The sequence below is a fragment of the Listeria sp. MAN/IMW/UF464 genome (assembly GCF_058683955.1).
In genome coordinates this window covers 65,039-78,503 of sequence record NZ_JBZWZP010000003.1, presented here as the reverse complement: position 1 = coordinate 78,503, position 13,465 = coordinate 65,039, and the positions used below count along the sequence as shown (strand labels likewise).

The 13,465-nt window shown below is 38.4% G+C and carries 11 protein-coding genes; 10 read left to right on the top strand and 1 reads right to left on the bottom strand.

What is annotated here, in order from left to right:
- Positions 1-7 precede the first annotated feature (7 nt).
- A complete protein-coding gene (locus AC4PG0_RS10240; RefSeq protein WP_003759876.1) occupies positions 8-712 on the top strand; it encodes a metal ABC transporter ATP-binding protein in 705 nt (234 codons plus the stop codon).
- Positions 661-1,467 carry a metal ABC transporter permease gene (locus AC4PG0_RS10235; RefSeq protein WP_010990266.1) on the top strand — a complete coding sequence of 269 codons (807 nt, stop codon included), beginning with the start codon at positions 661-663 and terminating at the stop codon, positions 1,465-1,467. Before AC4PG0_RS10240 ends, AC4PG0_RS10235 begins: the two co-directional genes overlap by 52 nt.
- A 3-nt stretch (positions 1,468-1,470) precedes the next feature.
- Here the strand turns inward: AC4PG0_RS10235 and AC4PG0_RS10230 are convergent, their stop codons facing one another.
- Positions 1,471-2,151 carry a Crp/Fnr family transcriptional regulator gene (locus AC4PG0_RS10230; protein ID WP_492167528.1) on the bottom strand — a complete coding sequence of 227 codons (681 nt, stop codon included), beginning with the start codon at positions 2,149-2,151 and terminating at the stop codon, positions 1,471-1,473.
- 272 nt (positions 2,152-2,423) lie between these two features.
- Here AC4PG0_RS10230 and AC4PG0_RS10225 point away from each other — a divergent pair, with 272 nt between their 5' ends.
- From AC4PG0_RS10225 to AC4PG0_RS10190, 8 genes are all read left to right on the top strand, one after another.
- A complete protein-coding gene (locus tag AC4PG0_RS10225; protein ID WP_492167527.1) occupies positions 2,424-4,763 on the top strand; it encodes an ATP-dependent DNA helicase in 2,340 nt (779 codons plus the stop codon).
- A 44-nt stretch (positions 4,764-4,807) separates the two neighbouring features.
- On the top strand, positions 4,808-5,620 hold the full coding sequence (gene yidA / locus AC4PG0_RS10220) for a sugar-phosphatase (RefSeq protein ID WP_003772536.1): 813 nt from the start codon (positions 4,808-4,810) through the stop codon (positions 5,618-5,620).
- Between the two features lie 230 nt (positions 5,621-5,850).
- Positions 5,851-6,933 carry a dipeptide epimerase gene (locus AC4PG0_RS10215; RefSeq protein WP_003772535.1) on the top strand — a complete coding sequence of 361 codons (1,083 nt, stop codon included), beginning with the start codon at positions 5,851-5,853 and terminating at the stop codon, positions 6,931-6,933.
- A 16-nt stretch (positions 6,934-6,949) separates the two neighbouring features.
- Positions 6,950-7,828, top strand: coding sequence for a C40 family peptidase (locus tag AC4PG0_RS10210; RefSeq protein ID WP_492167526.1), 879 nt, complete (start codon positions 6,950-6,952; stop codon positions 7,826-7,828).
- A 9-nt stretch (positions 7,829-7,837) separates the two neighbouring features.
- Positions 7,838-8,617 (top strand): serine hydrolase, encoded by a 780-nt coding sequence (locus tag AC4PG0_RS10205; protein WP_203574766.1) that lies wholly within the window; start codon positions 7,838-7,840, stop codon positions 8,615-8,617.
- A 21-nt stretch (positions 8,618-8,638) separates the two neighbouring features.
- Positions 8,639-10,288, top strand: a complete 1,650-nt coding sequence (locus AC4PG0_RS10200; RefSeq protein WP_492167525.1) for a peptide ABC transporter substrate-binding protein — start codon at positions 8,639-8,641, stop codon at positions 10,286-10,288.
- Between the two features lie 14 nt (positions 10,289-10,302).
- Positions 10,303-11,121 (top strand): D-aminopeptidase DppA, encoded by an 819-nt coding sequence (gene dppA, locus AC4PG0_RS10195; protein WP_492167524.1) that lies wholly within the window; start codon positions 10,303-10,305, stop codon positions 11,119-11,121.
- Between the two features lie 210 nt (positions 11,122-11,331).
- The gene (locus tag AC4PG0_RS10190; RefSeq protein WP_492167523.1) at positions 11,332-13,377 is read left to right on the top strand and encodes a SpaA isopeptide-forming pilin-related protein; all 2,046 of its coding nucleotides are present in this window, start codon (positions 11,332-11,334) and stop codon (positions 13,375-13,377) included.
- Positions 13,378-13,465: the final 88 nt, after the last annotated feature.

Sequence of the window (13,465 nt, the reverse complement as noted above, 5' to 3'; positions counted from 1 at the left end):
GATAAAAATGAAATATATTGATATAGCCAATATTGGTTTTAAATACGAATCTGAGCCAGTACTTGAAAATATTTCATTTCAAGTCAGCGCAGGAGAATTTATCATACTAACAGGAGAAAACGGAGCAGCTAAATCAACACTGCTCCGTATTATTTTGGGGATTTTACAACCTGATAAAGGTTCTGTCACTTTCTCCAAGAAGAATACAGACGGCGGACGACTTTTAGTAGGTTATGTACCACAACAAATAGCTTCCTTTAACGCTGGATTTCCTAGTACGGTCCTCGAATTAGTAAGGTCAGGTCGCTTTCCAAATGGTAAGTGGTTCAAACGGCTGACGGAAAAAGATCATGCCCATGTCGAAAAAGCATTAAAATCTGTTGAAATGTGGGATTATCGTCATAAACGTATCGGTGAGCTATCTGGAGGTCAAAAACAGCGGATTTGTTTGGCGCGAATGTTTGCAACTGATCCTGATATATTAATTTTGGATGAACCGCAAACCGCAATGGATAAACAAAGTAAAATTCGTTTTTATGATTTATTAAAACATGAAGCACAAGTGCACGGTAAGGCGATTTTGATGGTAACGCATGATAGTGAAGAGATGGAAGATTATGTTGATAAGCATATTCGCCTCGTTAGAAAGGAGGATGTGTCATGGAAATGTTTCTCTATGGATTTATGCAAAGAGCCTTCCAAGCTTCAATGATTATTGCTATTATTGCTCCTCTTTTAGGGGTTTTCTTAATTATACGAAGACAGTCACTTATGGCGGATACGCTTTCGCATGTGTCGCTTGCGGGAGTTGCTTTTGGGCTGGTTTTAAATGTGAATCCAAGTGTGACAACGCTTATTGTCGTAGTAATCGCAGCACTTGGGATAGAGTATTTACGCGGGGTTTATGCAACATACTCGGAGTTGTCGATTGCAATCCTTATGGCCGGGGGACTTGCGGTGGCATTAGTATTGATGAGTTTGGATCAGGGCGGAATTACAACAAGTGTACAGCAATATTTATTTGGTTCCATCGTGACCATCAGCAAAGCTCAAGTACAGCTTTTAGTCATTCTAGGGATTGCTATTGTTGTATTGTTTCTGGTGTTTAAACGGTTTATGTTTGTACTTACTTTTAGTGAAGATGTTGCGGTCGCTGAAGGTGTTCCTGTACGCTTGATTTCTCTTTTGTTTAGCGTTGTTACGGGTATTGCAATTGCGGTTATTATGCCAATAGCTGGGGCGCTACTCGTATCTGCACTTATCATTCTTCCAGCAGCTATTGGTATGCGGATTTCAAAAGGGTTTCTCATGTGTGTAGTTAGCGCAATATTAATTGGTTTAATAGGAATGTTTTCGGGGCTAGTATCTTCTTATCAATTAGGAACCCCACCAGGTGCTACCATTACGCTGATGTTTATCATTCTTTTCATAATAGCAACCGTTGTATTAAAAATAGCGCGAAAGTAATTTCTATATATATGTTTCTCCATTTTGCAACATTAGGTTTAGCTCTTTATTATGAATTATCCAGGAATTATCCTGTTTTTCGATTTGATTAGTCGTTTTCAAATATTGTAAATCTTTATAAAAACAGCTTTTTGAAAGGTTGCTATACGAAAGTAAATGACTTGTTTTAATTGCGGGAGGTAAGATAACTGTACCATCCTCAGTAGGAATACCATGAAGTAGAGCAAGATTGGAAAAAGTAAGCATAAGTTTTTCAGAAGCCGGACTACTCGCCATTAAACTTTTAAAGTAAATATGGGTAGTCTGGTTTTTCATGATGAAAAATTGAAAACCGAAATTCTCGGGGAACATAGATAGAAAGTATTCTATATCAAGTTTTGAGTATCTATATAAGAAACATTTCGAGAGTGTTTTATATCGAAAACGATTAATGCTATGGTCTAGTAACGTAAAATAATTTAAAAAAGCTCCTTCACCTTGAATGGAATAAATTTTGGGTTGTTCTTTCCCATCGTTTAAAAATAAAGCCACATAACCATCAATAATAAGGTAAACATAGTTGTCTAAATCTGCGCTGTTGTTTAGTAAAATGGCGTTTTTTTGAACTTCTATTTTCTCAAAGGGTATTCTTCCGTCATGAGATAGGTGAATGAATTCGTGGTAATTATACAATGACTTAGGCATAATGATTACTCCAATCTTTTTTTATGTCTTTACTTTTGTATAAATAATTGTATCAGAAACAAAAAACTCGATTGTATGGAGTAAAGTAGTATTTCATGAATAAATGTTTCTAAAATGTGAATTATTTAAATCGTATAATGCTGATAAGCACAAAAAAATGTTATTTAATTGATAGTGTTGACTATTTTTGGACTTTTGGGAGAAAAAATTAAAATTGATGCGAACGTAGGTTCTGTGTTATAATTCTACTGGAAAATAGAGGAGGATTATTGATGAAAAACGTACAAATCTCAGTGAGGCGCTTAGTAGAATTTGTCTTAAAAAGCGGCAGTATTGATAGCCGAATGACTAGTTCAGATCGCGCTTTGGAAGGGACGAAAATTCATCAATTACTCCAAAAAGAAGCAGGAGAAGGATACGAAGCCGAGGTATCATTAAAGCTTGTACGAGTAATAGATGACATTTCTTTTACACTTGAAGGCCGAGCGGATGGCGTCATAAACGGAGAAATGATAGATGAGATTAAAACTACCGAGGTAGAAATGGATGAAATTACTGAAGACTTTCGCCCGCTGCACTGGGCCCAGCTCATTTGTTATGGATTCATGTTAGCGGAGAAGTCTGATTTAGCAGAAGTCACGCTTCAATTAACGTACTATCAAGTAGCCGATAAAGAAGTGAAACAATTCACTCGAGTCATGAGTCGTAAGGAAATGAGTACTTTTGTGGACGATTTGCTTTCAAAATATGCTATTTGGGCAAAAATGTCTGCAGCTTGGGAAATGAAGCGAAATAAATCTATTCAAGAATTAACTTTTCCATATGATGGCTATAGACGTGGTCAAAGAGAGCTAGCAATTGCCGTTTATCGGACAGCGATGGATGATGAAAAGCTATTTTGTGAAGCGCCTACGGGAATTGGAAAAACAATGTCGACGCTATTTCCCAGTGTAAAAGCAATGGGCGAGGGGAAGGCAGACAAGCTTTTTTATTTTACAGCAAAAACAATTACGAGACAGGTTGCCGAAGATGCTTTAGATGAAATGCGCCGTAAAGGACTAGCGGCAAGAAGTGTTACAATCACAGCAAAAGATAAAATATGCTTTTTAGATGAACGAAAATGTGACCCGGAGCACTGCCAATTTGCGCGTGGCTATTACGATCGCTTGAATGAAGCGTTGTTCGATATGCTGCAAATAGAAGAAACTATAACTCGGTCGGTCGTCGAAGCATTTGCCCGGAAATATACTTTATGTCCGTTTGAGTTATCGCTTGATGTGGCGCTTTTTTGTGATGTAATTGTGTGTGATTATAACTATTTATTTGACCCAGTCGTTTATTTGAAACGTTTTTTTGCGGATGGACCTGGCAGATATACTTTTTTAGTGGATGAAGTGCATAATTTGGTGGACCGAGCTCGTTCGATGTTCTCGGCGACATTAAGTAAATCAATCATCATGCAAGTAAAACGTGAATTAGACAAAAAAACCGATAAAAAACTACTAAATTCAGTAACGGCAATGAATAAAATAATGATTGCCCTAAATAAGCAACTAGCCGAAGAAAATAAAACGATCTATGTTAAAAAAGAAGCCTTGTCCGATTGGAATGAAGCTGTTTTAAAATTTAGTTATGTAGCAAAAGACTGGTTGCCAAAAAATACAGAGGCAAAAGCTCAAGCAGATGTACTGGAGCTTTATTTTGAAAGTTTAAGGTATTTAAAGATTGCTGAGCTATACGATAAGCGCTATGTGACTCAAATTACGCGGAATCGGTCCGATGTGCTGATAAAACAACTATGCTTAGATCCGGCGTTTTTACTCTCAGAGAAATTGAAATTAGGTGCTAGTTCAGTACTTTTTTCAGCGACGCTTAGACCGATTGATTACTACACGAATTTACTTGGTGGAAATAATGATACAAGTCGTCTTACTTTTGCGTCTCCGTTTAAACAGAATAATATGCATTTAATGGTAGCGGATTATATTAGTACAAAGTATCAAAGGCGTGAAAATAGTTTGGAATCAGTTATTGATGCGCTTTATGCGATGCTTTCCGGGAAAAAAGGCAATTATTTGTTTTTCTTTCCATCATTCCAATATTTAGAAACGGCATTTGAATTGTTTAGCGAAAAATATCCCGAAGTGCGAGCGCAAAAACAACAATCTTTTATGAACGAAGCAGAGCGCGAGGAATTTCTAGCAGCTTTTGAAACGGGGCGTGAAGAAACGTTCGTCGGTTTTTGTGTCTTAGGAGGCGTTTTTTCTGAAGGCGTTGATCTTCGAGGGGAACGCTTAATTGGAACGGCAATCGTAGGCGTGGGACTTGCGCAAATGAACGTTGAATCTGATTTAATTAAAGATTATTATAATGAAACAATCGGGCGCGGATTTGATTATGCGTATCAGATTCCCGGTATGAACAAAGTCCTTCAAGCGGTAGGACGTGTTATTCGCGGCGAAAAAGATCAAGGCGTTGTCTTACTGATAGAAGAACGTTTTGCAACAGAACGGTATAAAGCTTTGTTTCCGGCTCATTGGAACCATGCCAGGACAGTGAAAAATACGCTGCAAATCGAGCGAGAAGTAAACGAATTTTGGCGGAACAACTGATTTTCTAGTAGAATGGATGTAATGAGTCGATTTAGGAGGAAATTATGTATAAAATTATTGCGATAGACATTGACGGGACGCTTTTAAACGATGCGCACGAAATTACCCCAGCTGTACGCGAGGCGATTAAAGCTGCAAAACAAAAAGGGGTCAAAGTAGTGCTTTGTACAGGGCGCCCACTTGCTGGAATTAAAAAAAGCTTGATAGAACTAGATCTTTTAGACATTGGTGATTATGCGATTACCTTTAATGGAGCAGTTATCCTAGAAACGGCGACGGAAGAACCATTAGCAGATATTACTTTAAATAAATCAGAATTAGAGGAAATTTATGCATTTTGTCATGCGCAAGATGTTAATGTAACGTATTTTGACGGAAAAAACATGTATGTACCAAGTCGAAAAATCACCGAAATTACATGCCAGGATGCTTTGTTGCTTCAAACGCCACTCTATCATTTGCCTGTAGAAGAAGCACCTGAGTCAATTCATGTCTCCAAAGTGATGTTATTAGATACGCCAGAAAAAATCACGGATGTTATTAAAAACTTACCAGAGACAATTAAAGAGAACTTTTATGTAGTTCGAAGTGTTCCTTACAACCTAGAATTCTTGCAAAAAGGCGTCAATAAAGGTTCTGCACTGGAACTTCTCGTGAACAAACTTGGCATTTCTCAAGGGGAAGTAATGAGTATTGGCGATCAAGAAAACGATATTACGATGATAGAATATGCGGGAATGGGTGTAGCAATGGGAAATGCAACAGAGCATATTAAAGAAATCGCCAATTATACCACAACAACAAATAATGAAGACGGGGTAGCAAACGCAATTCAAATGCTCGTTCTCGACCGTTAAAAGAAAAACATTCCATGTGAGTTTTTCTTTAGAGGTATAAATATTGACAGCGCTTTATTTAATGAGCGAAAATAGAAGATACAAAACTAACACAATGTGGAAGTTTTTTTGGTAAGGTTGGCAGAAAATCATTTATTCATGGAAGTTTTTCTCTCGAGGCTATCTTGCCAAAAAAACGTTCCTTTGTTATTGTTTTAGGAATAGTTTGACATTTAAATAAAAAGGAGTGAATGTGCTTGAAAATCACAAAAATTAAAACACACATTTTACCGATTCAGCTAAGTGCTACTTTTAAGACGGCGCTTAGGGAAGTTAGTCATGTGAACGTGGTACGAGTTTATATTCATTTTGATAACGGGATTATAGGTATTGGAGAAGCTGCTCCAACGCATGTAATAACAGGGGATACGGAAGTCAGCATTTTGAGTGCAATAAATGATATTTTCGGTCCTTTTTTAATTAATCGCGAACTAGACGAAGAACTTACAATTTTAGATGAAATGAAATCTTTATTAGTACATAATTCAAGTCCAAAAGCCGCCATTGATATTGCTTTACATGATGCGCTGGCAAAAGCTCATTCAAAGCCATTATATGAATTCCTCGGCGGTGGCTTAGCGGGGCTTGAAACAGATTATACCATTAGCATTGGGACGCCAGAAAAAATGGTTCGAGATGCAGAAACCAAAGTAGCAGAAGGATTTCAGTCCCTTAAAGTTAAATTAGGTCTTGATCCAGTTGAAATAGAAGTAGCAAAAATTAGGCAAATGAATGACGCGTTAGGCGGGAAGATTCCTTTTAGAATTGATGCAAACCAAGGATGGACTGCGGATGAAGCCATTCAAATCCTAAATGAGTGGCAAGATATTCCAATTGACTTCATCGAACAACCAGTAAAAAGTTGGGATTTTACCGGTATGGCAAAAGTGACTGCGAACACTAGTTTTCCAATCATGGCTGATGAAAGTTTATTTGGCTTTCACGATGCTAAACGACTTTTAGACGAAAAATGCTGTAATTTGCTTAATATTAAATTGATGAAAAGTGCAGGAATCAAAGAAGCGCAAGCGATACATGATTTAGCGGGCAGTTATAATGTGGACTGTATGATTGGTACGATGATTGAAGGATATGCAAGTTTATCAGCCGCAGCTCATTTCGCGGCAGCTTCCAAACAAGTGAAGTTTTATGATTTAGATGTGCCGTTTATGTGGGATTTACATGGTAAAAACATCGCTGATATTGGTCTTGAAATTGGCCGTGGACAAGTGCTTTTAACAGAAGAAGATGGGATTGGCATTCCAGCTTATTAAAGAAAGTAGGGATAATATGAACAAATTAGTTAGTCAAAGTAATGCATTTCTTTGGAGGAAAAATGAAATGAACCCGGTTTTAGCCAATATTTTAGAGGCTAGAAAAGAAACTGACTTGGTTCAAATTAACCAAGAAGATGCGATGAAATTATACGAGGATAGCCTTGTTGACTCAGATTTGCTTTATAACGACTTTGTAATTGTCGACGAAATCGAGGGCGACTGGGCAAAAGTAGTCGTTCCTTCCCAACAAAGTTTTCAAGATGAGCGCGGTTATCCTGGTTGGATGCTTCTTTCTGACTTAGAAGATACAGATAAAACTAGCGATACTGGTGAAAAAATCGCAGTTGTCGTGCCAAAAGCAGAAATTACATACGAAAATGGGGAAACACGCACTGTTTCATTTGGCACACTTTTCACCAAAATCGCTGAAACTGACGATAACTACACGATTGAAACACCTCATGGATTAGCGACCGTTTTACGAACTCAAGTAGATTTACAACATAAACAAGGCGACAACATCGGCGTCAACGTGGTGCAAATGGCGATGCAATTCCTTGACTTACCATACGTTTGGGCGGGAATTAGCAGTGCTGGTTTTGACTGTTCAGGATTTGCGTTTACTCTTTACCGAACATGTGGGAAATATATCGGTCGCGATGCCACAGAGCAATCTTTCACAGGGAAAAAAATTGATTACGCAAACGCTGAACCAGGAGATTTGCTGTTTTTTGCTTATGAGGAAGGCAAAGGGGAAGTCCATCACGTGGGAGTTTACATCGGAAATGACGAGATGATTCATTCGCAAACACCAGGATCCAAAGTAATTTTAACTAAAATCACAGGCAGTAAGTACGAACCAGAACTTTGTGTGACCTCAAGACATCGATAAAGGGGGTGGATGAAACTGACTAATTATCAAGAAATTAATCAAGATTTCAACATAATTGATTCAAAAGCACTTTTTATATCAGATGGAGAAACGGTGCTTTTTGCAGAAAATGAAAACCAGCTTTTTACTGCTGCAAGTGTCATCAAACTACCGATTTATTTATATTTTTTCGAAAAAATTGCCAAAAAAGAGTTAGACTTACAAACGGATTTCCAAATTCCAAGCGAAAAAGTAGTAGCTGGAGCAGGAATCATCCAAATACTTCCGCAAAAAAGAATTTGGACACTGGAAGAATTACTGCATTTAATGATAGCTGTTTCGGACAATACAGCTACCAACCAATTAATCGAGCTAGCAACTATCACCAAACTACAATCATGGTTACGTGAAAACAACTGGGAAGATGGAATTCAGCTGGAACGGCAAATGATGGATTTCAAGACCGTAAAGCAAAATAAAATCAGCGCTAAGGCAGCCGTGACCATTTTCCAAAAAATAATGATGCTTAGTGAAGCTTATCCAGACTTAAAAGAAACTATCCGGCGTCCGCTACTAAATCAGCAATTTCGATCCAACCTAGCGGGCACGTTGGAAGAAGCCGGGATTTCGGGGCTTCAAATGTTAAATAAAACGGGCGAACTAAAAAATATCCAGCATGATGTGGCCGTTTTTGAGTATAAAGGAAAGACCAGATTTGCAGCCGCACTGACGAATAACACGGGATTAGAAGCGAATGCGACAGCTTGGATGCAGACAGTCGGCAAACAATTATTTTCTGAGATGACATAAACCAAAATAGGGGGAACTAAAATGAAAAAAAGATTAGCGTTAGTTTGTATTATGATTCTATCTATCTCAACCTTTTTAATGGCATGCGGAGGAAATAAAGACGAAGCGAGCAAATCACAAGGCAAAAAGACACTGAAAATCATGGAAAACGCTGAAGTTTCTTCCATGGACTCAACTTTATCGCAAGACGTTCCAAGTTTCACTGAACAAGGCCAAGTCTTTGAAGGTCTTTATACTTTAAACGACAAAGACCAAGCAGTTCCGGCAATTGCAAAAGATATGCCGAAGTTAAGTAAGGACCAAAAAACATATACAATCAAACTGCGCGACGATGCCAAATGGTCAAATGGCACGAAAGTCACTGCAAATGACTTCATTTTCGCTTGGAAAAAACTAGCAAACCCAGACACCGCCGCCCAGTATTCTTTTCTGCTTGATGGCACCGTTAAAAACGGAACCGACGTTGTAAATGGTAAGAAAAGCGTGGACGAACTTGGATTTAAAGCCCTTGATGACTATACAATTGAAATTCAATTAGAACAACCAGTACCTTATTTCACTTCGCTTCTAGCATTCAACTCCTTTTACCCTCAAAATGAAGATTACGTAAAAGAGCAGGGTGATAAATACGCGCAGAGCAGTGAAAACATGATTTACAACGGTCCTTTTGTTATGAAAGGCTGGACAAACACAGAAAAAGCTTGGACTTTGGAAAAAAATCCCGAGTACTGGGATAAAAAGAACGTGAAATCCGACAAAATCGAAGTGAGCGTAGTAAAAGCTCCGAACACAGCAGTAAATCTATACGACACTGGAAAACTTGATGTAGCAACACTTTCTGGCGACTACGCTTCACAAAAAAGCAACGACAAAGACTACCACTCTGAGCTAGATGCCTACGTGACTCACCTAAAACTAAATCAAGAACTGGATGGGAAGAAAACACCTTTAGCTAACGAAAACTTAAGAAAAGCACTTTCCCTTGCAGTAGATAAAGAATCACTTACGAAGAAAATCTTGGCAGATGGCTCAAAAGCAATTTATGGCTATGTTCCAGAAAAATTTGTCACGAATCCAGAAACTGGCGAAGATTTCCGGAAAGAAAGTGGCGACTACATGAAGCAAGACAAAGCTGAGGCGAAAAGCTATTTTGATAAAGCAAAACAAGAACTCGGTGGCGGTGAAGTGACTGTAGAACTGCTTAACTCTGATTTAGAATCAAGCAAAAAAGTCGGCGAGTACCTACAAAGTCAACTAGAATCCGCATTACCAGGCTTAAAAGTAAACTTGAAAACCGTCCCTAAAAAGAACTTATTGCAATTAACACGTGAGCAAAAATACGAAATCGTTTTATCAAACTGGGGTCCCGATTTCCAAGATCCACTTACATTCCTAGGAAACTACACAACGGGAAACACATATAATGCGAGCGGATATTCAAGCGCCGATTACGATAAAATGATAAACGCAACTTCAACAACACTCACAACTAAACCAGAAGAACGCTGGGAAACCTTTATTGATGCCGAAAAATTACTAATAGAAACCGATGCAGCAATGATCCCGCTCTATCAAACTGCAGTATGTAATTTGAAAAAAGATACTGTAAAAGGAATCGTTCACCATAATTTTGGAACAAGCTTTTCCTATAAAGGTGCTTACGTAGAATAAAAGGAGAGAGCAAAATGAAACTTTGGATTTCCGTAGATATGGAAGGGATAAATGGACTTCCTGATGATACTTTTGTTGATTCTAGTATGCGAAATTATACTAGAGGACAAAAAATAATGACAGAAGAAACTAACTGGGTAGTAGAAGAAGCTTTAAAAGCAGGATATGATGATATTATCGTGAATGATAGTCATTCAAAAATGAATAATATATTGATAGAAGATTTACACGAAGAAGCAAGACTCATCACTGGTGACGTAAAACCTTTTTCGATGGTGCAAGGGTTAGATTCAAGCGCGGATGCGGCTGTTTTTATCGGTTATCATTCGCGTGCTGGTCAACCAGGCGTAATGAGCCACTCGATGATCTCAGGCGTTCGTAATTTTTATATTAATGACGTGGTAATTGGCGAATTTGGCTTAAATGCATATGTTGCGGGAGCATACGGAGTCCCGGTTATTCTCGTTTCTGGCGATGATTATATTGCTCGTGAGGCGAAAGAGCTTATACCTGGAATTGAGACAGCTGTTGTAAAAGAAGCGGTATCCCGTTCGTCCGCAGTAGCTTTCTCTAAGTCAAAAGCAGAGAAAATCATCCGCGAAAAAGTGGCGCTTTCGTTAAATCATAAACAAGCCGCTGTACTGGTACCGCCAGAAAAAACAGTATTAAAAATAGAGTTCTGTAATTACGGTCAAGCGGAGTGGGCAGCGCTTGTCCCGAAAACTAGAATCATTGATGAAACTACCGTTGTGTTCGAAGCGGAAGATATATTAGAAGCGTACCAAGCGATGGTTGCAATGACGGAGCTTGCTATGAAGTGCGCCTTTTCATAAAACAAAGCCGAAACTTTCTATAGAGGAGTTTCGGCTTTGTTGTTTAATTAAATACAGCATTACAAATCATCTCATCAAACTGTCACTAAATCTCCATAAAGTTGTTAATTATAGTGCGATACTTCCGGGAAGTGAGGTAGATTGGAGTTGCTCTATTGTCATATGATATTTGATAATAACAAAACTTCAATTGTAAAGGATGAATTTGTAATGAGTAAAAACGGAAATCTTTTAAAAAGAGTAGGGTTAGCGTTTCTAAGTGTTTTAATCATAGCTAGCACGATTTTCCAAACGACCATTGTAAAAGCAGCAACGAGTTACGGATCTGAGTTTTTAAATACAGTAGAACTTTTAGATAAAGATGGTACGCCTAAAACGGATTTTGGCTATTACGATAATATGAATGTGCACTACACTTGGTCGATTCCTAACTCAACAAATGTAAAAGCAGGCGACTCAATGGATTTCGCATTACCAAGCCAGTTAGCACTCGCGACAGATCTTGCTTTTGACGTGAAAGACAGTAAAGGCCAAACAGTCGGAACTGCTACAGTAAAACGAGCAACTAACCAAGTAACAATCGTATTTAGTGATTATGTCGAAAAACATTCAGATATTAAAGGTGAACTTGATTTTTGGACTACATTTAATCAAAAAGTAATTACTGGGAACGAAAAAATTAATTTAGAATTTCCTCTTGAGAACAGCACGACTAATGTAGATGTCAATGTTGGTGAAAAAACACCAGTTAGCCCAACAGAAACGATTTTCAAATATGGCTGGGTTGATGCTAACAATCCGAGTTTAATTCATTGGGTTGTCCGCGTGAACTATGCTCAAAATAATATTCCTAATGCCGTTTTTACTGATATTATCGGTGCAAAGCAGACGTTGAATTTTGACTCTATCAAAGCTTTTCACGGAACCTATTCAACTGATCGCGTATTCACAGCAGGCACGCCGATTTCAAATACCAATTTTTCTAAGACAACCGATGGCTTTAGCGTTACATTGGGAAATTTAACGGACTCGGTACAAATTTCATATACAACAACTGCGACAGATGGCGGGAAATCCACTCAATATGACAACACTGCTAAGTTAGCGGGCGAGGATTTTGTAACGAAACAAACATCTACTTGGACCCCAGCATCCGGTGGTGGAGGTGGAGCGGACGGCACAACAGGTTCAGTTACACTAACAAAACAAGATGCGAAAACGAAAGCAACTCTTGAAGGAGCAGAATTTAAATTAGTCGATGCAAATGGTACTATTTTACAAGAAAATATCACAACAGATGCAAGCGGCCAATTAAACGTTTCTAACCTCAAATTCGCTACCTACCAATTAATCGAAACAAAAGCCCCGACAGGCTATAAACTGGATAGCACGCCAGTAGAATTTACAATTGGCGAAAATAATAAAGAAATTACGGTAACAAAAGAAAACATCTTGGAAGTCGGCGCAGTAGAACTTACTAAAGTCGATTCCGCGACAAAAGCCCTACTTGCAGGAGCCACATTCGAATTGCAAGATAAAGACGGCAGCGTTCTTCAAACGGACTTAAAAACAGATGAAAATGGTATTTTAAAGGTAACTGACCTAGTGCCTGGCAATTACCAATTTATCGAAACAAGTGCACCTACCGGCTATATATTAGACAGCAGTCCCGTTCCATTTGAAATTATTGCAGATGAAACAGATCAAATAGTAAAAGTAACAAAAGAAAACATCTTGGAAGTCGGCGCAGTAGAACTTACTAAAGTAGATGCCGCAACAAAAGCCCTACTTGCAGGAGCCACATTCGAATTACAAGATAAAGACGGAAAGACTTTGCAAACAGGCTTAACAACAGATGAGAACGGCGTGTTAAAAGTCACTGATTTAGTCCCAGGCACGTACCAGCTTGTGGAAACTAATGCGCCAATTGGTTATGAACTTGATGCTAGTCCCGTCGTGTTCGAAATTATCTATGGAGAAAATAATCAGGTTGTTAAAGTAACCAAAGAAAATAAGGCAGAAACCACACCGCCTCCAACACCGCTAATACCATCACAACCAGTGCCAATTGAACCAAAAGTTCCAATTGTCCCTGAAAAGCCAGTGCAATCAGAAAAAAGTGAAGAAAGTCCAAAATTATACAAAATATCCGCAGCTAAAAAGTTACCAAAAACAGGCGATACACAAAACTGGGCGGGATTGGGAATGATTCTTCTAGCCCTGTCAATAAGCGGTTTTCTTATAAAACGAAAATAAAAAAGAAGACCTAGATAAATCATCTAGGTCTTCTTTTTAGGTCAATAATTATTACTAAAGTTCGCAAAATGTTCACAAATAGGTGGAA

What these genes read in the sequence shown, in the direction of transcription:
- AC4PG0_RS10205 (WP_203574766.1), top strand. Translation starts at nt 7,838, where the DNA reads ATGAAACTGACTAATTATCAAGAAATTAATCAAGATTTCAACATAATT.
- AC4PG0_RS10190 (WP_492167523.1), top strand. Translation starts at nt 11,332, where the DNA reads ATGAGTAAAAACGGAAATCTTTTAAAAAGAGTAGGGTTAGCGTTTCTA.
- yidA (WP_003772536.1), top strand. Translation starts at nt 4,808, where the DNA reads ATGTATAAAATTATTGCGATAGACATTGACGGGACGCTTTTAAACGAT.
- AC4PG0_RS10215 (WP_003772535.1), top strand. Translation starts at nt 5,851, where the DNA reads ATGTGCTTGAAAATCACAAAAATTAAAACACACATTTTACCGATTCAG.
- AC4PG0_RS10235 (WP_010990266.1), top strand. Translation starts at nt 661, where the DNA reads ATGGAAATGTTTCTCTATGGATTTATGCAAAGAGCCTTCCAAGCTTCA.
- AC4PG0_RS10200 (WP_492167525.1), top strand. Translation starts at nt 8,639, where the DNA reads ATGAAAAAAAGATTAGCGTTAGTTTGTATTATGATTCTATCTATCTCA.
- AC4PG0_RS10210 (WP_492167526.1), top strand. Translation starts at nt 6,950, where the DNA reads ATGAACAAATTAGTTAGTCAAAGTAATGCATTTCTTTGGAGGAAAAAT.
- AC4PG0_RS10230 (WP_492167528.1), bottom strand. Translation starts at nt 2,151, where the DNA reads ATGCCTAAGTCATTGTATAATTACCACGAATTCATTCACCTATCTCAT.
- AC4PG0_RS10225 (WP_492167527.1), top strand. Translation starts at nt 2,424, where the DNA reads ATGAAAAACGTACAAATCTCAGTGAGGCGCTTAGTAGAATTTGTCTTA.
- dppA (WP_492167524.1), top strand. Translation starts at nt 10,303, where the DNA reads ATGAAACTTTGGATTTCCGTAGATATGGAAGGGATAAATGGACTTCCT.
- AC4PG0_RS10240 (WP_003759876.1), top strand. Translation starts at nt 8, where the DNA reads ATGAAATATATTGATATAGCCAATATTGGTTTTAAATACGAATCTGAG.